Origin of the sequence: Hymenobacter plasmatis (assembly GCF_020711255.1) — a bacterium.
In the GTDB taxonomy this organism is placed as follows: domain Bacteria; phylum Bacteroidota; class Bacteroidia; order Cytophagales; family Hymenobacteraceae; genus Hymenobacter.
The window spans coordinates 43,567-66,694 of the sequence record NZ_JAJFAW010000018.1 but is presented as its reverse complement, the minus strand read 5'-3'; the positions used below and the strand labels follow the sequence as shown (position 1 = coordinate 66,694).

At 59.6% G+C, this 23,128-nt stretch carries 19 protein-coding genes; 5 read left to right on the top strand and 14 right to left on the bottom strand.

Annotation, left to right across the window (positions count from 1 at the left end; translation table 11 throughout):
* Positions 1 to 22: 22 nt before the first annotated feature.
* The 9 genes from LJ738_RS13890 to LJ738_RS13850 all read right to left on the bottom strand — a co-directional run bounded on the left by LJ738_RS13890 (position 23) and on the right by LJ738_RS13850 (position 9,172).
* The gene (locus LJ738_RS13890) at positions 23 to 922 is read right to left on the bottom strand and encodes an Abi family protein (RefSeq protein WP_227787024.1); all 900 of its coding nucleotides are present in this window, start codon (positions 920 to 922) and stop codon (positions 23 to 25) included.
* A gap of 229 nt (positions 923 to 1,151) precedes the next feature.
* The gene (locus tag LJ738_RS13885) at positions 1,152 to 1,901 is read right to left on the bottom strand and encodes a DUF4386 domain-containing protein (RefSeq protein ID WP_227787023.1); all 750 of its coding nucleotides are present in this window, start codon (positions 1,899 to 1,901) and stop codon (positions 1,152 to 1,154) included.
* Positions 1,902 to 2,174: 273 nt separating this feature from the next.
* The gene (locus tag LJ738_RS13880; protein ID WP_227787022.1) at positions 2,175 to 2,600 is read right to left on the bottom strand and encodes a nuclear transport factor 2 family protein; all 426 of its coding nucleotides are present in this window, start codon (positions 2,598 to 2,600) and stop codon (positions 2,175 to 2,177) included.
* A 110-nt stretch (positions 2,601 to 2,710) separates the two neighbouring features.
* Positions 2,711 to 3,022, bottom strand: a complete 312-nt coding sequence (locus tag LJ738_RS13875; RefSeq protein ID WP_227787021.1) for a hypothetical protein — start codon at positions 3,020 to 3,022, stop codon at positions 2,711 to 2,713.
* Between the two features lie 298 nt (positions 3,023 to 3,320).
* Positions 3,321 to 4,067 (bottom strand): DUF3800 domain-containing protein, encoded by a 747-nt coding sequence (locus LJ738_RS13870; protein ID WP_227787020.1) that lies wholly within the window; start codon positions 4,065 to 4,067, stop codon positions 3,321 to 3,323.
* Between the two features lie 75 nt (positions 4,068 to 4,142).
* The gene (locus tag LJ738_RS13865) at positions 4,143 to 6,524 is read right to left on the bottom strand and encodes a ribonucleoside-diphosphate reductase subunit alpha (protein WP_227787019.1); all 2,382 of its coding nucleotides are present in this window, start codon (positions 6,522 to 6,524) and stop codon (positions 4,143 to 4,145) included.
* 278 nt (positions 6,525 to 6,802) lie between these two features.
* Complete coding sequence (locus LJ738_RS13860; RefSeq protein WP_227787018.1) at positions 6,803 to 7,426, bottom strand: YceI family protein; 624 nt, start codon at positions 7,424 to 7,426, stop codon at positions 6,803 to 6,805.
* Between the two features lie 357 nt (positions 7,427 to 7,783).
* Positions 7,784 to 8,065: a GIY-YIG nuclease family protein gene (locus tag LJ738_RS13855; protein WP_227787017.1), complete on the bottom strand. Its 282-nt coding sequence runs from the start codon at positions 8,063 to 8,065 to the stop codon at positions 7,784 to 7,786.
* 147 nt (positions 8,066 to 8,212) lie between these two features.
* Entirely contained in the window at positions 8,213 to 9,172 is a 960-nt protein-coding gene (locus LJ738_RS13850) for a ribonucleoside-diphosphate reductase small subunit (protein WP_227787016.1), read from the bottom strand.
* 522 nt (positions 9,173 to 9,694) lie between these two features.
* Here LJ738_RS13850 and rplU point away from each other — a divergent pair.
* Positions 9,695 to 10,000, top strand: a complete 306-nt coding sequence (rplU, locus tag LJ738_RS13845; protein WP_068198144.1) for a 50S ribosomal protein L21 — start codon at positions 9,695 to 9,697, stop codon at positions 9,998 to 10,000.
* 81 nt (positions 10,001 to 10,081) lie between these two features.
* Positions 10,082 to 10,357: a 50S ribosomal protein L27 gene (gene rpmA, locus LJ738_RS13840; protein ID WP_227787015.1), complete on the top strand. Its 276-nt coding sequence runs from the start codon at positions 10,082 to 10,084 to the stop codon at positions 10,355 to 10,357.
* Between the two features lie 78 nt (positions 10,358 to 10,435).
* Here the strand turns inward: rpmA and LJ738_RS13835 are convergent, their stop codons facing one another.
* The 5 genes from LJ738_RS13835 to hemW form a co-directional block, all read right to left on the bottom strand.
* Positions 10,436 to 11,179, bottom strand: a complete 744-nt coding sequence (locus LJ738_RS13835; protein ID WP_227787014.1) for a hypothetical protein — start codon at positions 11,177 to 11,179, stop codon at positions 10,436 to 10,438.
* Between the two features lie 177 nt (positions 11,180 to 11,356).
* Complete coding sequence (locus LJ738_RS13830; RefSeq protein ID WP_227787013.1) at positions 11,357 to 12,136, bottom strand: cyclase family protein; 780 nt, start codon at positions 12,134 to 12,136, stop codon at positions 11,357 to 11,359.
* Positions 12,137 to 12,445: 309 nt separating this feature from the next.
* On the bottom strand, positions 12,446 to 13,120 hold the full coding sequence (locus LJ738_RS13825) for an alpha/beta hydrolase (protein WP_227787012.1): 675 nt from the start codon (positions 13,118 to 13,120) through the stop codon (positions 12,446 to 12,448).
* Positions 13,121 to 13,150: 30 nt separating this feature from the next.
* Positions 13,151 to 13,585, bottom strand: coding sequence for a hypothetical protein (locus LJ738_RS13820; RefSeq protein WP_227787011.1), 435 nt, complete (start codon positions 13,583 to 13,585; stop codon positions 13,151 to 13,153).
* Positions 13,582 to 14,730, bottom strand: coding sequence for a radical SAM family heme chaperone HemW (hemW, locus tag LJ738_RS13815; protein WP_227787010.1), 1,149 nt, complete (start codon positions 14,728 to 14,730; stop codon positions 13,582 to 13,584). Before hemW ends, LJ738_RS13820 begins: the two co-directional genes overlap by 4 nt.
* A 288-nt stretch (positions 14,731 to 15,018) precedes the next feature.
* Between hemW and LJ738_RS13810 the strand changes: the two genes are divergently transcribed.
* The 3 genes from LJ738_RS13810 (at position 15,019) to LJ738_RS13800 (ending at position 23,078) form a co-directional block, all read left to right on the top strand.
* A complete protein-coding gene (locus LJ738_RS13810) occupies positions 15,019 to 17,802 on the top strand; it encodes a substrate-binding domain-containing protein (RefSeq protein WP_227787009.1) in 2,784 nt (927 codons plus the stop codon).
* A gap of 361 nt (positions 17,803 to 18,163) precedes the next feature.
* The gene (locus tag LJ738_RS13805) at positions 18,164 to 21,328 is read left to right on the top strand and encodes a SusC/RagA family TonB-linked outer membrane protein (protein WP_227787008.1); all 3,165 of its coding nucleotides are present in this window, start codon (positions 18,164 to 18,166) and stop codon (positions 21,326 to 21,328) included.
* A 22-nt stretch (positions 21,329 to 21,350) separates the two neighbouring features.
* Positions 21,351 to 23,078: a RagB/SusD family nutrient uptake outer membrane protein gene (locus tag LJ738_RS13800; RefSeq protein ID WP_227787006.1), complete on the top strand. Its 1,728-nt coding sequence runs from the start codon at positions 21,351 to 21,353 to the stop codon at positions 23,076 to 23,078.
* The last annotated feature ends 50 nt before the right edge of the window (positions 23,079 to 23,128 follow it).

Below are 23,128 nucleotides of genomic sequence, written 5' to 3'. Positions count from 1 at the left end.
TGGTGAAGCTGGAGTTCCGGTACTACTGCCAAAAACCATCCTGCTCCCAGTCTGCTGGAAAGCCCATGACGGTGACTGGTACAGATGGATGGATTTGCAGCAACGCACGCAAGTCGTTTTTGAAGCGCCGTCCCGCTGCTGGTTCGATGGTTGTCAGCAAATAAGCAGCTATGGCCAAGACGCTATACAGCCGGTCGTCAGCAATGCGCGGATTTGCAAGCCAGCGGTGGGATGTGCGGCGCGGCAGCTTGGGCCTCACCGTCAGCGTCCGATTCCACAAACGGGCGTGATGGGCACACACATTGCGTACGTAACTCAGCATCCGCGTCCAGCTTTTTAATACAATTTCGTCCACGCCGAAGTAAGCCCCTATTGCCACCGACGCCGGGGAAGACCGCAGGTTGTTGAGGAACTTTGACGTTAAGCCAAACGACGCCACTTCTAGGCTCATCCAGCTGGGCGGCCGGGCTGGATTGGTATACGTTGCGCGGTAGTGGTCGAGGAACATCTCGCTAGCGCGCGCCAATTCCTTGTCTAGGTTGTTTAGGTTCTCCTGAAATCGGTAAGCATTCACCGCCGCCGCGGGGTTTTCGTACCAGTGCGGCCCTAGCAGCAAAGAGTTGTGGTAAGCTAGCTGGGCTCGTAAGGCAATTTCAACTGTGCCCGTAGCCCGAAACACCAGCAACCGCAGTTCCTCATCAAACTCATAGAGCCGAAGGGTTTCGGTGAAAGTAATACCCGGCCTAAAGGCGTGGGTGGAGTCTCCTGGAGTCTGAAACGACAGGAAATAGGCACTCAGCCGGTAATAGCTCAGCCGGGCTAGCGCTCGCTCCGCTTCGCCCACATCTGTAATTATCAAGCCTCGGCTTTTCAGTAAAGCCAACTGTTGTGCAATAGGAATGGCTGGTTTGAGGTACTGCAAATTCCAAAAGTTTGGACAACAAAAAACCCGCCCTGGTGCGCGTGAGTCATAAGACCTAGAGGCGTGGCGGGTGTTGTTGTTGCAAAAGTATAACGGTCAGGCTAGAAAACAAGTTCTCGCCAAAAAACAACCCAGCCGCGCCCGGGGTGGCAGCGGCTGGGCGATACCCCAGAGCCCCTACCAAGTATCGCCTTGAACCCGGCTACGGTACTGCGCTGGCGCGTGCAGCTTATCCGGCCGCAGCTAAACGAGGCGCACTCCGGCTCGTTTGCGCGTGCCATTTTACGGTATCCACGCCCTTCACCAGCAGCCACAGGCACAACGACAATTCGCCAATAAAGCAGGGCAGCAGAATAGTAGGAAGCAGCGCTTCGGCGAGGGCCGGGGCAAGCAGAGCCGCCAAACAAGCCACCACGTAGCACCCGCCCGCTACCTGCATCAGGATGCCTACCACTTTTGGCAAGTAGCCCGACTTAAAAATCAGGTAGCCATTCACCAGGCAGGTGAAGCCAAAGAACAGGAGGGCAATGTTGAAGGAGATTTCATGGGCCTTCAGGGAGAAGTCGGCCAGCATGGGCACCTGCCGTGACCCTAAGGCCTGGGCATACTGGGCACTTTCCAAGGTGGGCATCACCAGCAGCAGAAACACCTTGCTGATGGCCTCCACCGCCAGCGAGACCAGGTTGAAAAACAACGCCAGCAGCACCAGGCTTTTGCTCACGGGCCGCAGCAGCAGGTACTCAATCCACAGCAGGGGCACGGCACACAGCACCACCAGCAGATTGCCGGCCACGGAAAGGCGCCACAGCCCCGGCGAAGCCAGAATGTTGCGCGCCGTGGCGGCCGCATCGCCCGACACCAGCAGCTTGCTGGTCACGAATCCTTCGGCAAACAGACCAAACAGGATGATAACCAGGTAGAGCGCGCCCCCGATACGGGCATAAACCAACGGTGAGTTTTCAATCGTACGAGAAGCCATTTGCAGGGGCGCCGGATAACATGCGGCTCATGAGAGCAAAGCCTTGGTTGGCTGCTCACGCCTCTGATGCCTCTTTGTGCCGCAAGGTTGTCTGGTAGCGCATCGATTTTACTTGCTGAATTAACGGGCAGTAGAGAGGCCGAAAGCAGGCAAGGTGATTATGTCATTCCAAAGCCCGAAAACACCCCAACCGCGCCCGAAACGGCAGCGGCTGAGTGATACGAAAGTGCCAATCCCGGCCGGCAGCCGCCGCGCTCGCTGGTTGAGCCAGTGCTAGCTTTCGGGCACCACCACGGTGGTCACGTGGCCGGCCACCACTTGCCAGTGCCCGGCCTGCCGGGCCCACACCCGCAGGTAGCGCACCTGCTGGTGGAAGGGCTGCCCGGCCGCGGTGCCTTCCATATCGGCCAGCACGGAAGCCACGGCGGTCGCCTCGTTCAGGACCCGCACGATTTGCTGCAGGGGCCGCGCCGCCGTTATCCGCAGCAGCCCCGACCGATGCGCCTCCAGGTCTTCGGCTTTGCTGACCAGCCGCCCCTGCATGTCGGCAAACAGCAGGTCGTCGGCCAGCAGCTCGGCCAGCGCCGGGACATCGGCGGCCAGTTGGGCTAGGCGCAAGCGCGTCTCCAGTTGCTCGATGGTGGCCAATACGGCGGCCGCCGGGTCGCTCGGGGTTGGGCTGGAAGCAGCAGGTTTCATGCAATGAATTTAATGACTGCCGCGGACTTGGCTACCCCAAAAACAAACCAGCCGCCCCCGGGGCGGGGGCGGCTGGGGAAGCGGAAATCTCCCTCAAATTTTGAGTTGCTCTAGGGTTTGACATAGACATAGCTCACTATTTCAGTCGAACTATTTCCCGCGCTACTAGTGGCAGTAGACTGAAGTGCATAACCTTCTTCGTAAAGTTTGGCAAATAGCGTTTGTAGCTGTTCTGCATTGGCTGCGTAGTTCTTGGGAGAATTTGCCAGTGTTTGAATATTCTCTGTTTTGCCTGCGCCGCGCGTGACGGTTATGACGTGTTCGAAATAATGAAACTGCACCAGCACCACGCTCGGCGGGGAGGCAAAGGCCGTCAATGAAACCATCGCCGTGAAAACGGCACTCAGCAGAAACGTACGCATCAGGAAGGAGCTAAAAGGTGCAAAGCCCAAAGCTACCTACGCGCCCCAAAAACAAACCAGCCGCTCCCGGGCGGGGGCAGCTGGAGAAGCTATTTAGCTTTATAATCGTCTGATAAGAAGGAATTAAAAGTATAATGCTTATCGATTCTAACTATAAGTTCCAAGAAATTCGCTTAAGTTTTCCACACAGAACCATTATTTATCCACAAACGTTATATTTGCACTGTGACTCACTTAGGCCCCGTGGCCTCTGCTGGGCCACGACAAAGTCCCCGGTTTTTTAACCGGGGCATTTTTTTTAGCGGCGAACTATCCCTTGAGGGTCACTTGAAGCTGCAACTTTAAGAAGCAATCCATCCAACGTATCGAATAGATACTGGAATCCGAACTTCTTTAAACTGCCTTTTGGATACTCTTTTCTGTACAAGCAGTACGCTATAACATCGACGGCTTGGATGAAGTAAGAGTGCGTCGAAGAGCGGTGGAATATATCCTCGACGATATTATTTATCACAGGGTTATGAGTTCCACCGAATTTTGATTCGATTGGATTATAAACCCGCATCTTGCGAATCAACTTACGCAAAGCAGCTTCATTAGTGTCATCAGCTACTATGATGCCTTTCGATTTAGTCTTCCTAAGAAAGGTGTCATAACGCTGGATTAAGCGCTTCCAAGCCACCTCTTGATATTCATCATATTGCGTTAATGTGACCTTATCGAGGCAGATATTTACAATCTTGCTATTGGGAAAGAAATTGTGCATTTCAGCAACAAAGCTTTTCAGCAATTGTACCCGAACAGACTTATGAATACTTTTATATTCATCGAGTTTGTGCGGCCTAATTACTTCACTGCTATGCAACTCGACTCGCTTACTGAGCCCTGTGCTTTTCTGAATTGATTCTCGAAACTTTATCAACCGTTCGATGGAATTGCTCCAATCATCTATCGATATGATTAACCCGCTCAGGATGTAATGTGGTGAATTGCTCCCCATGAACTTTCCAGGGTCCCCACTTTCATCAACATACATTAAATACATGCAGCCTTGTGCTTAGAAAAAAGCCGCTCCATAAAAGGAGCGGCTTTTTTATGCATTCTAAATTATTCTCTTTTCTTACGACCCGCAAGCCTCGCAGCCCTCCGGGTTATCCAGCGAGCAGCTCATGTCGCTTTGGTTCTGCTCGACCAGGGCCATCGGCTCCAGGGTTTCGGCGGCTTGCTTTTCCACCGTGAACTTGATGGCGTCGGCGGCGGCTTTGGTGCGCAGGTAGTACATGCCCGTTTTCAGGCCGCGCTTCCAGGAGTGGAAGTGCATGCTGGTGAGCTTGCCGAAGTTCACGTTTTGCACGTGCAGGTTCAGGCTCTGGCTCTGGCAGATGTAGGCGCCACGGTCGGCGGCCTGGTCGATGATGCGGCGCTGCGAAATCTCCCACACCGTCTTGTACAGGTCCTTGATGTGCTGCGGGATGCGGGCAATGTTCTGCACCGAGCCGTTGGCCGCGATGATTTCCTGCTTCATGCCGTCGTTCCACAGGCCCAGGGCCACCAGGTCCTTCAGCAGGTGCTTGTTCACCACCATAAACTCCCCGCTGAGCACGCGCCGCACATAAATGTTGCTCGTATAAGGCTCAAACGACTCGTTGTTGCCCAGAATCTGGGCGGTGCTGGCGGTGGGCATGGGTGCCACCAGCAAGGAGTTGCGGGCGCCGTGCTTCACCACCTCGGCGCGCAGGCTTTCCCAGTCCCAACGGCCCGACTCGGGCGTCACGCCCCAGAGGTCAAACTGGAACTTGCCCTGGCTCAGGGGCGAGCCCGGGAAGGTCTCATACGGCCCGTCCTTGATGGCGAGGTCCTTCGAGGCCGTCATGGCCGCGAAGTAGATGGTTTCGAAAATGTCCTTGTTCAGGCCCGAGGCTTCGTCGCTCTCGAAGGGCATGCGCAGGGCAATAAACGTATCGGCCAGGCCCTGCACGCCCAGCCCAATGGGGCGGTGGCGGAAGTTCGACTTCGCGGTTTCGGGCACCGGGTAGTAGTTCACGTCAATCACCTTGTTCAGGTTCAGCGTGGCCTGGTAGGTCACCTCGTACAGCTTCTGGTGGTCGAAGGTGGTGTTGCCCGCCTTGTCGGTCACGAGGTAGCGGGGCAGCGCCAGCGAGGCCAGGTTGCACACCGCAATTTCGTCGGCGTCGGTGTACTCAATAATCTCGGTGCACAGGTTGCTCGACTTAATCGTGCCCAGGTTCTGCTGGTTGCTCTTGCCGTTGGCGGCGTCCTTAAACAGCATGTAGGGCGTGCCGGTCTCGGTCTGGCTTTCCAGGATGGCAAACCACAGCTCCTGCGCCTTGATGGTCTTGCGGCCGCGGCCGGTCTTCTCGTAGTGGGTGTAGAGCTTCTCAAACTCCGGGCCCCAGCTCGTGTCGAGGCCGGGGCACTCGTGCGGGCACATCAGGGTCCAGTCGCCGTTTTCCTCCACGCGCTTCATGAACAGGTCGGGCGTCCACATGGCGTAAAACAGGTCGCGGGCGCGCATCTCCTCCTTGCCGTGGTTCTTCTTCAGGTCCAGAAATTCGAAGATGTCGGCGTGCCAGGGCTCCAGGTACACGGCGAAGGCGCCCTTGCGCTTGCCGCCGCCCTGGTCCACGTAGCGGGCCGTGTCGTTGAACACCTTCAGCATGGGCACGAGGCCGTTGGAGTTGCCGTTGGTGCCTTTGATGTAGGAGCCCGTGGCCCGCACGTTGCTCACCGACAGCCCAATGCCGCCGGCGCTCTGCGAAATCAGCGCGCAGTTTTTCAGCGTGTCATAAATGCCGTCGATGGAGTCGTCCTTCATCGTGAGCAGGAAGCAGCTCGACATCTGCGGCTTCGGCGTGCCCGCGTTGAACAGCGTGGGCGTGGCGTGCGTAAACCACCGCTCGCTCAGCAGGTTGTAGGTTTTAATAACCGAGTCGATGTCGCTCTTGTGGATGCCCACCGACACGCGCATCAGCATGTGCTGGGGCCGCTCCACCACCTTGCCTTCCAGGCGCAGCAGGTAGCTCCGCTCCAAGGTCTTAAAGCCGAAGAAGTCGTAGTTGTAGTCGCGGTCGTAGATAATGGCCGAGTCCAGCGTCGCGGCGTTCTTATGAATCACCTCCCACACGTCGGTGGCCAGCAGAGAGGCGTTGTCGCCGTTCTTGGGGTCTTCGTAGGTATACAGCCGCTTCATGGTGCTCGAAAACGACTTCGAGGTCACCTTGTGCAGGTTGCTCACCGCAATGCGGGCCGCCAGGATGGCGTAGTCCGGGTGCTTGGTCGTGAGCGAGGCAGCGGTTTCGGCAGCGAGGTTGTCCAGCTCCACGGTCGTCACGCCGTCGTAGATGCCGTCAATCACCTTCTTAGCTACTTCTATCGGCGACACAAAATCCATGTGCAGGCCGTAGCAAAGCTTCTCAATACGGGCCGTGACTTTGTCAAACTTCACGGATTCGCGGCGGCCGTCGCGTTTAATTACTAGCATACCGGTAGTGTTTTGGTGTGGGTTTTTCTGTATAAAAAGCCGTCGGCCCTGGGGGTGCGCGACGCCAAGTAGCTAAGTCAGATGAGAAAGAGTAGCGTAGAATCCTGCGGAAATCTGAGGCCTCGGTTCATTCAATTCCGGAAATTACCTCATCCGTTTTGGGAGGGCAAGCAAAAAATATAGAAGTTTTCCACATGTCCCTTAAACAGGCCGCCCGGCCGCTTTTTTAAAAGCAGGCCGGGCGGCAATTGAATATGCAGATATTATTACGGTTGAGCTTACCGGCTGGCCGTGGGCGCCGGCGTGGGCTGGCAGGTCATTATCACGCTCACGTCGATGGACTTGGCGATGTTGTTGCGCACCAGCGCCGGGATTTTAATGCGGTAGTCGGCCGGGGCCACGGCAAACTTGGAGGTCACCACCAGGTCGTGGTCGCGCAGCTGCAGCGTACCCGGCACCCGCACCTTGCGCGACACCCCGTGAATGGTGAGCTGGCCCTGCACGTACACCGGCTGGGGCCCGCTCCGCAGCTGGGCTTCGTCGGGCACGGTCAGCAGCTTGCCCGTAAACCGGGCCCGCGGGTACTTCTCCGATTCGGCGTAGTTCTCGTTGAAATGCTCCTGCATCAGCCCGTTCTTGAACTGGAAGTCGCTCATGAGCATGGAGAAAGCCAGCTGCCCGGTGGCCATCTCAAAAATGGCCCCCACCTTCGAGTTGAGCGCCTCAATGTCCTCAAGGGGCGCCGTGGAGAAAAAGGTAACCAGCCCCGTGCCCGTGGTGTAGCGCGAGGCCTTGGTCTCCAAAGAGGCGATGAGCCCCGCCGCGGGAGCGGGCACAGTTTGGGCGTGCACAGCGGGCACCACGGCCCCCAACCCCAATAAAAAGAGTAAACGGTATTTCATAGAATGCAATAAGTGGTGGATAAAGTGGCAAGCTAAGAGTTGAGATTACCTCAACTCTCTTTTTTTAGCTTACCCGTTGCCTGACCCCACATATTTATTTCCATTGCCTCTCCCCCCGCTCGTCTGCACTCGCCTGTCCTACCTTAATCGGCTGTCATGCTGACGAAGGAAGCATCTTATCACGTCCGCAACTAACCCAATCGTCTGTCATGCAGAGCGCAGCGAAGCATCTTATCACGTTCGGATGACTCGTTCCGCGGCGAGAAGATGCTTCGCTGCGCTCTGCTTGACAGACGGATTATGACAGACAGGTTAGCAAGCCCGGTTACAGCAGTAAAAAATTCGCTAATCCAGCGCCTACTCCACTAAGAATTCCCATTCTGGATTACCTGTCGCAATCAGCGCCTCTTTCTTAGCGCGGCTCCATCCTTTCAACTCCTTCTCCCACGCAATAGCATTTGCTATGTCCGCAAATTGCTCAACATAAAGCAGATGATGGCAAAAGTAGCGGCCCGCGAAAGTCTCCGCTTTGCCTCGGTTATCGTAGTGTTGAGCCAGACGGTGAGCCAAGTTGTTTATCACACCGATGTACAGCACCGCCTTAGCCGGATTTGTAGTGGTGTAGACGAAATAGGGCATAGAATATACCTATGTCACCTCGCGTCTGTCATGCTGAGCGCAGCGAAGCATCTTATCGCCGCGGAACGAGTCATCCGAACGTGATAAGATGCTTCGCTCCGCTCTGCATGACAGATGCCGGGGGCAGGCCTCCGAAAGCAATAATTCTTAGAAATCCTCGTCCAGCGAGAACACGTTGTCGTTGCGCTCGCTCATCACGCCGGCTTTCTGGTACTCGGCCACGCGCTTCTCGAAGAAGTTGGTTTTGCCCTGCACTGAAATCATTTCCATGAAGTCGAAGGGGTTGGTGGCGTTGTAGATTTTGGCGCAGCCCAACGACACCAGCAGGCGGTCGGCCACAAACTCGATGTACTGGGCCATCGTTTTGGCGTTCATGCCGATGAGGCTCACTGGCAGGGCGTCGGTCACAAATTCCTGCTCGATGCGCACGGCATCGGCAATGATGGCCTGTACCCGCTCCTCGGGCAGCTTATTCACGAGGTAGCTGTAGAGCAGGCAGGCAAAGTCGCAGTGCAGGCCCTCGTCGCGCGAAATCAGCTCGTTCGAGAACGTGAGGCCGGGCATCAGGCCGCGCTTCTTGAGCCAGAAAATGGAGCAGAACGAGCCGGAGAAGAAGATGCCTTCCACGGCGGCGAAGGCGATGAGGCGCTCGGCGAAGTTTTCGGAGTTAATCCACTTCAGGGCCCACTCGCCTTTCTTCTGCACGGCGGGCACGGTCTCGAGGGCGTTGAAGAGGTAGTCCTTCTCCTTGGGGTCTTTGATGTAGGTATCAATCAGCAGCGAATAGGTCTCGCTGTGAATGTTTTCCATCATAATCTGGAAGCCGTAGAAGCAGCGCGCCTCGGGCATCTGCACCTCCTGCATGAAGTTCACGGCCAGGTTCTCGTTCACGATGCCGTCGGAGGCGGCGAAGAAGGCCAGCACGTGCTTGATGAAGTGCCGCTCGTTGTCGTTCAGGCCGTTCCAATCTTTTTGGTCCTGCGAGAGGTCAATTTCCTCGGCCGTCCAGAAGGAGGCCTGTGACTTCTTGTAGTACTGCCACACCTCATCATTCTGGATGGGGAACAGGACAAAGCGGTTGGGGTTTTCGGCGAGTAGCGGCTCCATAAACTTTGGGGGACTTAGTGGCAGGTTTCGTCGAGGAAGGTGGGCAGTCAACTGCCGGCAACGGGCAGATGTTTGGCTGACAGCTCAGAAAAGCAGCCCGCCTTCCAGGTTCAAATATAGCCTCAACCGCGAGGCCGATTGCCACCGTTTTAGGATTGTTTATTCCCTAATTTTTCGTTAAGCCCGGACTTTTTCCGGCGGATGGCCGCTACGTTTTTTCCGCAGCTCAACCGTAGGATTTTCACCTAAAAAACACTCAAAATCAGCCGCTTTTAATCCACTTTTCCACATTCGGCTTGTGGAAAAGGGCGCTTGTCCCCAAAAAGTAGGGGTGTACGTACGTAGTCTCTGCGTACCCCTCGATATTTTTAACGTGACCGTAATCAAGGCTTCACCCGCCCACGGGCGGTTTTGCATCGCCACGGCCCGGGCCATCCAATGATGATTAAGAACTTAGGTTTGGATTTGCAAAAGCAAAGCCGTACTTTTGCCTTCCCATTTCAGAAAAACCCGCGAAAGCTGATGTACGCAATTGTCAACATAGCTGGCCAGCAGACCAAGGTTGAGGCCAACAAATTCGTTTACGCTCACAAACTGGCCGGCAACGTCGGTGACACCGTAACGCTGGGCAACGCCCTGCTGACCGATGACAACGGCACCATCACCATCGGTGCGCCCACCCTCGATATCGCCGTAACCGGCACTATCCTCGCTCACGTGAAGGGTGACAAAGTTCTCGTCTTCAAAAAGAAGCGCCGCAAGGGCTACCAGAAGATGAACGGCCACCGCCAGTCGTTTACCAAAGTAATGATTAACAGCATCGGCTAGTCTGAGCTTTTGCTCACGCTACTGATTCCATCTTAAACCAGCCGCTACGGGCCATCTGCCGGTAGCATTAGCTTAAATACCATGGCTCACAAGAAAGGTGTCGGCTCGTCCAACAACGGCCGCGAATCTCATTCCAAACGTCTCGGCGTAAAAATCTTCGGAGGCCAGGCCCTCGTAGCCGGCAACATCATCGTGCGTCAGCGCGGCACCAAGCACCACGCCGGCGAGAACGTAGGCATGGGCAAGGACCACACGCTGTTCGCCCTCGTTGACGGCGAAGTATCGTTCAAGAAAGGCCGCAAAGACCGTTCTTTCGTAACGGTTATCCCCCGCGAAGTATTCTCGGTACCGGCTTAATTGCTGCCCCGATAAACCAGAAAAGGCTGCCCCGCAAGAGGCAGCCTTTTTCGCGTTGGGCACTGGCCACCACGCGGGCTAGTGTACCAAGTAAACGCGCAGGTTGAGGGCAAGGCTTGTCTCGAACCCATACAGCATCTTGAAATAGCTTGGCCCGTAGTAATTGTAGGTGACAGGACGCGCAAGCACCACTAGGCCCGCGCTGGCATCGTACAAAAAATGCTGGCCCAGCCGCCGCTGCAGGCCCCATAGCGCCGTAAGCACGGGCATCACCTGTGTGCGGTAGTCAACGGAGTACACGGTGGGGTAGTAGCTGGAATACGGGTCGTACGTCACGAACTCGCGGCGGTCCAGCTCAGCGGCGGCCTCGAGGGCCACGTAGTTGCCCACAAAGGGACCATGCGCCCGATTGTGTTGCGCGCGGCGCTCCTGGTTGTAATAGTAGCGCCCACCTATTCCCACCGCGCCAGAATGCACCATACGCTCCCTGGAGAGACCAAAGGCATAATTGCTGTACCTGCGCTGCACAAGTACAAAGTCAACTTCGGCCTGGCCGTACAGCGTCAGGTGCGGAGTGAGCTGGTACTCGGCCCCCACGGAGGGGGCAAGCGTCCAGTTGGTTCCGTGCCACCGGTATTGAGGAATCAAGCGGGAGGGTGCTAATCCCACCTTCAGCAGGAGGCGGCGGGGCGCGGGCTCGGCGGCCGTAGCGGCAACTGGCTTTTCGGAGGTGGGTGCGGTAGGTGCTTGCGCGTGGGCCAGCACGGGCAGAAGCAGGAGCGCTGCAATAGCCGGCAGGTAGGCAGTAGAGAGATTGGTCATTAAATGGAAAGAGAGCTATATAAGCGGGTGAGCATATTACTTCCCAATCGTTGAACGGCCCAATATATTGTGTGCACTGCCCTGCAGTAAGCGCCCAGTCTATGCCCAAGGGCAGGCTGGCATTCAGCAGCCGGTAGATGCCGCGGCGCCTGGTAGAATGGCAAAGGTCTAGTTCGCCTAGGCAGGTGATGGCAGGCTCAGGTGGTAGAGCACCGGCTTGCTGGGGCTGGCATCCAGCTCAAGGCTGGTGATTTGAATGTTGAGCAGGTAAAGTCCGTCGACTACGTCGTCGGGCACAAAAATCAGCTCGGTGATGGTGGCGCCGTACCGGGGTTGCGCGGGGTATTGCCAGAAAGCATGGTGGGCCAGGAGCTGCCCGGCGTCTTCTTCGCGGTCCACGCTGGGCAGGTCGAGCAGAAAATGCTGCACGCCGTGCTCCACCAGAAACTCGGCTAGCGCCGGCTCCACGTAGGTGGGATTGGTGCCGGAGTACTGGCGGTGGCGCTTGGCGGGGTCGTTGGGCAGGGTGCGCAGCACCAGGGCTTCGGGCATGGACCGGTCTGGCTGGGTGGCCAGGGCGGCTTGCACATCGGCCAGCATCACCACCTGGTCGCCGTTGGGCTGCGGGCGCGGGGCCACGCTCACCACCCGGGCCACAAACAAGAAGCGGCGCAGGCATTGGTTGAGCGTCACGGCCGGGTCGGGCGAGATGTGGCCGTAGCACTCGGTGTGGGTGCCGTTGCCGTGGGGCGTCACGTGCACGCGCTGGTAGTTGGTGCTGCCCCCCTGCGCCACGCTGCCCACAAAGCTGCCCACCCGAATGGTGTCGAATTGCACGGCCTCGGCCCAGAAGCAGTTTACCTGGTCCTTGCCGGGGGCCAGAGGCAGGGAAATATCTATGGGCGCGTCAGGGTCGAAGGAATAAGTGCGGCCGGCATAAGGGTAAGTAGGAAGCATGCCGGACAAGGTGTGGTGGGAAAGGAGATGGGGAAAAGAACGGATTCATGCGCGCCGGCTGTCATGCTGAGGAATCTCAAGCATCTCGCTCGCGCCATTTGTCATGCAGAGCGCAGCGAAGCATCTTATCACGCCACAACGATTCGTTCTGCGGTGATAAGATGCTTCGCTGCGCTCTGCATGACAGACGAGTTGATTACTACTGACTGAGGTAGAGACTCTTCGCTGTGCTCTGCATGACCGTTAGCCGTGCTTGGGTAAGCGTAAGCCGGGCGCGCTGCGCAAGTTACAGCGGGGGCACTCTTGGCGCTAGCTGACTTGGGGCTCCTCGGCCGCGGCCAGATGGTTGAGGATGCGGCTGATTTGCGCGGCGTGACTGACTATCATAAAGTGCCCGCCGCCGGCAATGGGGTAATCAATGGGGGCAGTGCCGGCAGGCAGCAGCCGGTCGTGGGTGCCGTGGATGCGGATGGCCCGGCCCACGCCGGTGCTGTCCCAGCCCAGGAGTTGGGCAATGGCCCACTGGGCGAAAACGGGGTCCGTATCGTCGATAATTTGGTGGAGCAGCGTGTACTCTTTGCCATTTTTGGCCCCGAAAAACCATTGGGCCAGGCGCGGCGCCAGCTTCAGCAGCTGCGGCGGCACTACTCGGTACAGCCGGGTGGCCCGGGCCAGGCGGAGCAGCGGCGGCAGCTGCCGGGTATTGGCCAGGCTGGATATCAGTACCACTTGGGCCCGCGGGCGCAGCTTGGCCACTTCCAGCGCCAGCAGGCCGCCAAAGGAAATGCCGACTAACCAGCAGGCCTGCTCCACTGGCACGGCCGCCGCGAACCGGACGGCGTAGTGCGGCAAGGATTCGTCGGGGGTTTCAGGGGCCAGCCAGTGCAGGAGGTGCACCTCGCCCCGCAAGTGCAGGAATTGCAAGACCCGCTCATCGGCACCCAGCCCAGGAATCAGGTAAAAGACCGGAGGCGATGGGGCCATATGCAACGGGCAGTAGCGACCGTGACCGGCTTAGGTATCAATTCGCACGAACACACCTTCGAGGTAGAAGATGTTGTGGGGCTGGGGGTCGTCGGGGCCTTCTTCGCCTTCGGTTTCGTCGTCTTCGGTGGCGGGGTAGGTCACCGAGAGTTTCAGGGCCACGCTGGGCAGCGGCACGGGCGGCTTCTCATCGGAGCTGTACTCGAGCAGGGCCGGCCATTCTTCGGCCGCCAGGGCTTCGGCCACTTCCTCCTGCAGGTCGTCGGCCCGGGTGTGGGCCAGGCTCAGGAGCGTGTCCAGGGCTTTGAAAGGCAGGGCAAGGTGGAAAAAGTGCGTGTCGCTGTCGAAAAGCGTGGTGGCCCACACGGTCACGTCGTCGGTGTTGTCGAATACAATGGCCACAATGTGAATCTGCTCCACGAAGAAGTCGGCTTCGTCGGCAATGCTGTCGCTCAGAAGTTTCATGCGGCTACGGCAGGGGTTTGGAACAGCTCCAGCGTGATGTGGTCGGCCAGGAGCTTGCCCGCGTCGGTCAAGGTAAGGACTTCGCCGGAGATGCGCGCCCAGCCGTTGGCCTGCAGCTCGGCGAGGTAGTCGGCGCGGGTGGCCAGCAGGTCGAAGCCGTGCGCGGTACGCAGGTGGGCCAGGTCGCAGCCCCGGGCCGTGCGCAGCGTGGTGAGCAGGTACTCGTTGGCGCGGTCAGTGGCGGTGAGGGTATCCACGGTCACGGGCACTTCGCCGCGCTCGAGCACGGCGGCCACATACTGCGGGTTGTTGGCCAAAGTAAATTGGCGGTTGTGGCCGTCGTAGCTGTGGGCGCTGGGGCCCAGGCCCAGGTAGGGCACGCCGCGCCAGTAGTTGCCGTTGTGGCGCGACTCGCGGCCGGGCTGGCAGAAATTGCTGATTTCGTACTGCTCGTAGCCGTGGGCGCGCATGGCCGCCAGCAGCATTTCAAACTGAGTGGCCACAAATTCATCGGGCGCGGCCTTGAACGTGCCCTTCTGCAGGCGGTGGCCGAAGGCCGTGCCCGGCTCAATGGTAAGCGCATACGCCGACACGTGGGGCACGCCCAGGGCAAACGCATTGGCCAGGTCGGTTTCCCAGATGTGGTGGCCGGGCGCGGGCACGCCGTAAATCAAGTCGATGGAAATATTCTCGAAGCCTGCGTCCTGCGCGCGCCGCACGGCCGTGGTGGATTCTTCGGCGGTGTGAGCGCGGTTCATCATGCGCAGGTGCGGCTCGTAGAAGCTCTGCAGCCCAATGCTCAGGCGGTTCACCGAGGCCTGCTGCAGCTCGTGCAGCTTGGCGGCGCTCAGGTCGTCGGGGTTGGCTTCGAGCGTGATTTCAGCCCCTGGCATTACCGCGAAGTGGCGGTGGATGGCTGTGAAAATCTGGCTCAACTCCGCCGCGGTGAGCAGCGACGGCGTGCCACCGCCGAAGTAGATGGTTTCGAGGGCAGTATTGGGGCCGAGGTAGTCGCGGCGCAGCTCAATTTCGCGCACCACGGCATCGACCAGCCGGCTTTTCAGGCCCAGCGAGGTGCTGAAATGAAAGTCACAGTAGTGACAGGCTTGCTTGCAAAAGGGAATGTGGAGGTAAAGGCCGGCCATAGAAACGCAAACGCGGGGCACCTGCCCTTGCACGAGTAGCCTACGGAACACCAATTCCCTGCCCGTCGTGCAATGCCGCGAGCTACAAAGGTAGACGCCGCGCAGAATGCCTTCCCTTATGCTTAGCTATGGGCGGCTTTTATCGGCTGGGCCCGGGAGCTGGGGGCGGGTACGGCATTAGGCCCTAAGGCATGGTAGCCAAGAATACTACCCCGCCCACTTACCTTAGTCAGCCCAACCAGATGGTTTATCAATAATGTTGGGAAGCTGCTCTTCTACTTGCGCCGCATGAAACCACTGGCTGTTATGCTTGCACGGCCCCGTACTTGGTTGGGCCAGGTCCTCGGGTTGCTGCTGCTACTTCTGGCTGGTAGCTGCACCGCGCCGGCACCGAAGCCCTACCGCGTGGGCTTCTCGCAGTGCACCAACGGCGATGCCTGGCGGCAGGCCATGCTGGCGGGCATGAAAAAAGAGCTCAGTTTCTATCCGCAGGTCAATTTCCGGATGAAGGATGCGCACGACAACAGCGCCCTGCAGCAACGACACATCCAGGAGTTTTTGAACGAAGGCATTGACCTGCTGATAGTATCGGCCAACCAGGCCGAGCCCATTACGCCCATTGTGGAGGAGGCCTTCAACCGGGGCATTCCCGTGGTGATACTGGACCGCCGCACCACCTCCAAGCTCTACACGGCCTACGTGGGCGGCAACAACCTGGAAGTGGGCCAAACGGCCGGCAACTACGCCAGCAGCCTGCTCCACCAGCAGGGCAACGTGCTGGAAGTGCTGGGCGCCGCAGGCGCGTCGCCGGCCGTGGACCGGCACCGCGGGTTCGTGCAGGGCCTGGCCACGTACCCGGGCATGCACCTCGTGGCGCAGGTGCAGGGCGACTGGAAGCGGCCGTCGGTGATACGGGCGCTGCCGGCCGTGCTGCGGGCCCACCCCGAGGTGAACCTGATTTTTGCCCACAACGACCGGATGGCGCTGGGCGCCTACCAGGTATGTAAGCAGCTGGGACTGGACCGGCGCATTCGCATAATCGGCGTGGATGGCCTGGCCGGGCCGCAGGGCGGCATCCAGCTGGTGCAGGACAAGGTGCTCACGGCTACGCTGCTGTACCCGCCGGGCGGCGAAGAGGCCATTCGCACCGCCATGAAGATTCTGCAAAAGCAGCCCTACGAGAAGGAAAACATTCTCAGTACCATGGTCATCGACTCGACCAACGTGCTGACGATGAAGATGCAAACCGAGAAGCTGGCCAGCCAGCAGCAGGACATTCAGCGGCAGCAGCGCGTGCTTCAGGCCCAGCTGGCCACCTACACCAACCAGCAAATTGTGCTCTACGTACTGGCCGCGGCCCTGCTGGGCGCCCTGGTGCTGGGCGTGGTGGTGTGGCGGGCCTTCCAGGTAAACCGCCGCATCACGCGCAAGCTGGCGGGCCAAAACGAGGAAATCCGGACCCAGCGCAACCAGATTCAGGCGCTGGCCGAGCAGGCGCGGGTCGAAACCGAAGCCAAGCTGCGCTTCTTCACTAATTTCTCGCACGAGCTGCGCACCCCGCTCACCCTCATCATGGGCCCGGTAGAAGAGCTGCTCACCAATGGCGCCGACCTATCCGCGGCCCAGCGGCACGACCTGGGCCTGGTGCGGCGCAACACCCAGCGCCTGCTGCAGCTGGTGAACCAGCTCATGGACTTCCGCAAAATCGACGTGGGCAAAATGCCTGTGCGCGCCACCGAAGGCAATGTGGTGGCCTTCGTGCGCGACATAATGGACGTGTTTGAGAAGCCGGCCCGGCAGCGCGGCATCAGCCTGCGGTTTTTGCCGGCCGAGCCCACTATCCGGCTATGGTTTGATGTAAACATCCTCGACAAGGTCATTTTCAACCTACTGTCCAATGCCCTGAAATTCACGCCCGAGCGCGGGCAAATAACCGTGAGCATTCAGGCCCTGCCGGCTGAGCACCGGGTGCGCATCAGCGTGGAAGACACGGGCAGCGGCATCAGCGAGCAAGACCGCACGCACATCTTCGAGTGGTTTTACCAAGGGCAGCAAGGAGTGGCCAAGGGTTCGGGAATGGGCCTGGCGCTCTCGATGGGGCTGGTGCGCCTGCACCGCGGCGAGCTGGCATTCACGAGCACGCCGGGCCAGGGCAGCACCTTTACCATTACGCTGCCGCAGGAGCTGCCCGCCGATATGCGCAGCACAGAAGCGCCCGCGCCGCCCCTCGCGCTGGCCGAAGCCGAACTCACGCCCCAGGAAACCGATGCCGCCCCGGGAGCGGGCCGCGCCGGCAAAGACAGCAAGGCCCTGGTCCTCATTGTTGAGGACAACGTGGAAGTCAATGCCTTTCTGGCCCAGAAGCTCCGGCCCCACTTTCAGGTGCAGACGGCTACCGACGGGGCCACCGGCTTGCGCCTGGCTGCCGACACCATTCCCGACCTGATTGTGTGCGATGTGATGCTGCCGGAAATAACCGGCCTGGAGGTGGTGGCCCAGCTCAAGGGCGACTGGCGTACCTCGCACATTCCGGTGGTGCTGCTCACGGCGCGCAGCGCGCCGGAGCAGCAGGTAGAAGGCGTGCAGGCCGGCGCCGACCTATACCTCACCAAGCCGTTCAACCCCACCTTCCTCCTCGAGAACCTTCGCACCCTGCTCAGCAACCGCGACCGGCAACGGGAGCATTTCCGGCGCGAGCTGTCGGTGGACACGGCCACCGTAGCGCCGCAACGCGTGGACCAGAAATTCCTGTCCGACCTCACGGCCATTGTGGAGGCTAACCTGGGCAACGCCAAACTGAGCGTGGAGGACGTAGCCCGCAGCCTGGGCACCTCGCGGGTGCAGCTCTACCGCAAAACCAAGGCCCTGCTGGGCACGGGCGTTACCGACTTTATTCAGGACATCCGCCTGACCAAAGCCCGGCAGCAGCTGCTCAACCCCGAGCTCAATATTGCCGATGTGGCCTACCAGCTCGGCTTTGCCTCGCCCTCGTACTTCTCGGCCAGCTTCAAGGCCAAGTACCGCATTTCGCCCTCTGAGTTCCGGGCGCTGCACACCACCCCGAGCGTCTGAATCAATTTTGACAGGGAAGTATCAGGAGTGATAGCCATGCTGTTGCCGAGGGAATACTTACGCCCATAACCTATTGGTTATCAGTTTATAAAACTGTTTGCTGTGGGTGAGCGAATTGTGATACTATTTGGGTGAATTGGGCTAACGCCTGCTCTCGGTTATCGGCCACCTTTGGGCCATGAAGCTGCCGTGCCCACTTCCTGCTTTTCCTGCCCTCGCTCCTCCGGCCTTAGCGCTGGCCGCCACCCCCAATCGTTTCCGGGTGGCTTTGGTAGGGAGCGCCCCGCAGAAAATTGAGCTAACCCGAGGGGCGGGCACGCGGCTGCCACACGAGTATTTCCCACCTATCATTTCTATTTCCATGCGAAAGAGTGTACTCCTGGCGCGCCAGCTTTTGCTGCCGACGCTGCTCGTCACCGGGCCGTTGCTGGCTGGCGCGAGCCCCTATGAAACTGCCCCACCGGCGCTCGCGTTGGCCAGCACCGCCCTGGCCGACCGCCCCATCACGGGCCGCGTGACTGATGAAAAGGGCGATGGCCTGCCCGGCGTGACGGTACTGGTGAAGGGCACCGCGTTGGGCACCTCCACCGGGCCCGATGGCAGCTTCGCCCTGACTGTACCCGACGGCGCCACGCTGGTGCTCTCCTTCGTGGGCTATAAGACGCAGGAGGTGGCGGTAGGCAGCCAGGCCACCGTGGCCGTGCAGCTGGCCACCGACGCCAAGGCCCTGGACGAAGTGGTGGTGACCGGCTACCAAACCCAGCGCAAGGCCGACCTGACCGGGGCCGTATCGGTTATCAAAGTGGACGAGGTGAAGGACATGGCCTCCAACGACGTGACCCGCAACCTGCAGGGCCGCGTGCCCGGCGTGAACATCACCACCGATGGGGCACCGGGCAGCGCAGCCACAGTGCGTATTCGCGGCTTCGGCACGCTGGGCAACAACGACCCGCTGTACGTGATAGACGGCATCCCAACCAAGGAGGGCATCAACCAGATTAACCAGAACGACATCGAGAGCATTCAGGTGCTTAAGGACGCTTCGGCGGCCAGCATCTACGGCTCGCGGGCCGGCAACGGCGTGATTATCATCACCACGAAGAAGGCCAAGAAGGGCGCCACACAGGTCAACTTCTCCACTTTCTTCACGGTGCAGAAGCCGGGGCCGCACATCCAGATGCTCAACACGCTGGACTACGGCAAGGTGTACTTCCAGGCCGCTGCCAACGACGGGGCCACGCCCAGCCTGCCGTATTACAACTTTCAGTCGCACCTCGACGCCAGCGGCCGCCGGGTGCTCGACCAGGTGGTGCTGCCCGAGTTCATCGACGCGGAAAAGACAATGCGGCCCGCCGACACCGACTGGTTTAAGCAGACGCAGCAGGACGCCCTCATTCAGTCTTACAACCTGAGTGTGAGCAGCGGCGGCGAGCGAGGCAGCGCCCTGTTTTCGGTGAGCTACTACGACAACAACGGCACGCTGAAATACACCGGCCTGAACCGCTTCACGGCGCGCCTCAACACCGATTACAACTTCTTCGGCGGCAAGCTGAAGGTGGGCGAAAACCTCACCCTGGCCAAGAGCCAGCAGGCGCAGTACGACCTGAACCTGGTGCGCGACCGCAGCAGCCAGCTGCCGTCCATCGTGCCGGTGCACACCGTGGACGGCGTGGGCTGGGGCGGCCCCGTGGCCGGCATGAGCGACCGCGACAACCCGCTGCGCCTGCTCACGGACAACCAGCAAAACCGCTCCAACACGGGCCGGGCTTTCGGCAATGTCTTTGCCGATGCCGAACTCCTGAAAGGGCTGCACCTGCGCACCAGCTTTGGCGTCGACTACAGCCTGTACAAATACACTGAGCTGTACAAGACGTTTAAGGCCGGCTTCCTGTCGAACCAGGACAACCGGGTGACCAACAACGCGAGCTTCGGCGGCAACTGGGTGTGGCAGAACACCCTGAACTACAACCTCAACTTCGGAGACAAGCACCAACTGGACCTGCTGGCGGGCACCGAGCGCATCAGCTACTATTCCGAAAGCACCTATGCCTCGCGTACCAACTTCGCCAGCGAGGACCCGAACTATGTAGTGCTGGATGCCGGCTCGGCCAACAAGGACAACGGCGGCTCGGCCACGGCCTACCGGTTGGCGTCGTACTTCGCCAAGGTCAATTACTCGTTTGCCGATAAGTACCTGGCCTCGGCCACCATTCGCCGCGACGGTTCCTCGCGCTTTGGCGCGGACAACCAGTTTGGCGTGTTCCCGGCCCTCTCGGTGGGCTGGCGCCTGAGTGAGGAAGGCTTCCTTAAGAACAATGCGCCCTTCATCTCGGACCTGAAGCTGCGCGCCGGCTGGGGCCAGACCGGCAACCAGGACATTGCCAACTTCGCCGCCCGCGGCCTCTACCAGTCGCTGCTGGGTACGCTCGACCCCAACTTCGACTACGACCACGGCACGGCCTACGACATCTACGGCAACAACACGGCCCTGCCCTCGGGCTACCGCCGCGTGCAGCGCGCCAACCCCAACCTGAAGTGGGAAACCACCACCCAGACCAACATAGGCGCTGATTTTGGCTTGCTGGACAACCGGCTCACCGGCTCGGTCGACTACTTCGTGAAGGACAGCAAGGACATCCTCGTGAACCTGCCCTACGCGGCGGTGATAGGGGAAGGCGGCGACAAATTCGTGAACGGCGCCTCCATCCGGAACAAGGGTTGGGAGTTCCTGCTCGGCTACCAGAATAAGCTGGACAACGGCGTGACCTACAACCTGACCGGCAACGTTTCGACCTACCGCAACAAGCTCACTTTCCTGCCCGCCGAAGTTATTAACGCCTATGGCGGCAACGGCCAGGACGTGACCCGGCTGGGCCACTCCATCAACGCCACCTACGGCTACGTGGCCGATGGCCTGTTCCAGACCGCTGCCGAGGTGAGCGGGGCCCCCACGCAGGTGGGCGCCGCCCCCGGCCGCATCCGGTACAAGGATTTGAACGGCGACGGCAAGGTCGACAACTTCGACCAGACCTGGATTTCAGAAGGCGTGCCCAACTTCAACTACGGCCTCAACCTGGGCGCTGGCTACAAAGGCTTCGACCTGCAAATCTTCCTGCAGGGCGTGCAGGGCCTGTACTCCTACAACAACTCCAAATTCCGGACGGACTTTGCCTCGCTGGCCTCCGGCGAAAACTGGGGCACGCGCTTGCTCGATGCCTGGATGCCCACCAACACGGGCTCCTCCATTCCGGCCGCTACGCTCATCAACTCCAACAACGAAGGCCGTTCGTCGACCTATTTCATCGAAAACGCTTCTTATCTGAAGCTGCGCAACATCCAGTTGGGCTACTCGCTGCCGGCTGGCGTGGTGAGCCGCATCAAGCTGCAGGGGGTGCGCGTGTACGTGCAGGGGCAGAACTTCCTGTTGCACAAGAGCAGCGAGTTCACCGGTCCCGACCCGGAGGTGACCAACTACCAGTACCCGGTGCCGCGCATTTTCACCACCGGCCTCAACGTTTCCTTCTAACGATTTGCTAGCGCTTATTCCCATGAAAATCTTCAAATCCAGCGTGCTGGCGCTTTCGCTCCTCGCCTGCTCTTTCGGCTGCTCCGACAAAAAATTCCTTGACGTGCCACCCACCGGCGTGCTCGCCGACGAGGACCTGAACACGCCTGCCAACATCGAGAAGCAGGTCATCGCGGCGTACTCGCAGCTCGGCAACGACGTGTACCGCACGCCCTACACCTCCATGTGGCCCTACGGCAACATCCGGGCCGGCGACGCCTACAAGGGCGGAGGCGGCACGGCCGACGTGGACGCCTTCCACTTCTACGAAACCTTCTCATTCAACCGCCCCGACATCGGCAATACCGACGAGCTGTGGTTCCTGCTCCACATCGGCGTGTCGCGGGCCAACGATGCCCTGCGCCGCCTGGCGGTGGTGAGCGACGCGGCCATGCCCAACAAGGCCATCCGGCAGGGCGAGGCCCGGTTCCTGCGCGGCCATTTCTACTTCCTGCTGAAGGAGCTGTTCAAGCGCGTGCCCTACATCGACGAGACCGTGCCCACTGAGCAGTACGCGGAGGTATCGAACGTGGCCCTGACCAACGACCAGCTCTGGGGCAAGATTGCCGATGACTTTCGCTTTGCGGCGGCCAATCTACCCGCTACCCAGCCCGAAATCGGCCGCGCCACCAAGTCGGCCGCCCAGGCTTACCTGGCCAAAACGGTGCTCTACCAGGCCTACACCCAGAGCGACAACAACGCCGTGACCGGCATCGACCAGGCCAAGCTGCAGGAAGTGGTGTCCCTGGCCGACCAGGTGATTAGCTCCGGCAAGTACTCGCTGCACCCCGACTTCGCCACCAACTTCCTTACCGTGGGCGACAACGGCCCGGAGTCGGTGTTCGCCATCCAGTTTTCGCGCAACGACGGCACCCCCAAGGGCCGCACCGACCGCGGCAATGAGCTCAACTACCCCATGAATCCCGACTACGGCTGCTGCAGCTTCCACCAGCCCAGCCAGAACCTGGTGAACGCCTTCAAAACCGACGCCCAGGGCCTGCCGCTTTTCACTACATTCAACAACAGCGACCTGCGCGCCGAAACCCCGGCTGATTTCCAGACCAATACCGTCGACCCGCGCCTCGACCACACCGTGGCCATCCCCACGCACCCCTACAAGTACGACCCCACGTTCATCTTTCAGAACTCGTGGGTGCGGGTGCCGGGCATCTACGGCTACTTCATGTCGATGAAGGAGAACGTGCTGCCCTCGGACCCCAGCTTCCAGAAAAACCCACCCTTCATGAGCACTTCGAAGAACTGGACCATCATCCGTTACGCCGATGTGCTGCTTTGGAAGGCCGAAGCCCTCATTGAGCTGGGCCGCCAGGCCGAAGCCCTGCCCATTATCAACCAGATTCGCCAGCGCGCCCAAAACAGCACCGGCCGCCTGAAAACCAGCGCCGGCCAGCCCATCTCTAACTACCGCATCGGCCTCTACCAACCCGCCCAGTGGACACAGGCCTACGCCCGCGAAGCCCTGCGCTTCGAGCGCCGCTTGGAGTTCGCCCTCGAAGGCTACCGCTTCTTCGACCTCACCCGCTGGGGCATCGCCGCCAGCTACCTGAACACCTACATCGAGACAGAGAAAACCAAGCGCCAGTACCTGCAAACGGCCCACTTCACGGCCGGCCGCGACGAGTATATGCCGATTCCGCTCAATCAAATCAACTTTAGCAAAGGTCTCTACAAGCAGAATACAGGCTGGTAGTTTTCAATAAAACGTCACGCCGGGAGGCATCAGTCAGGCTGAGGCACGAA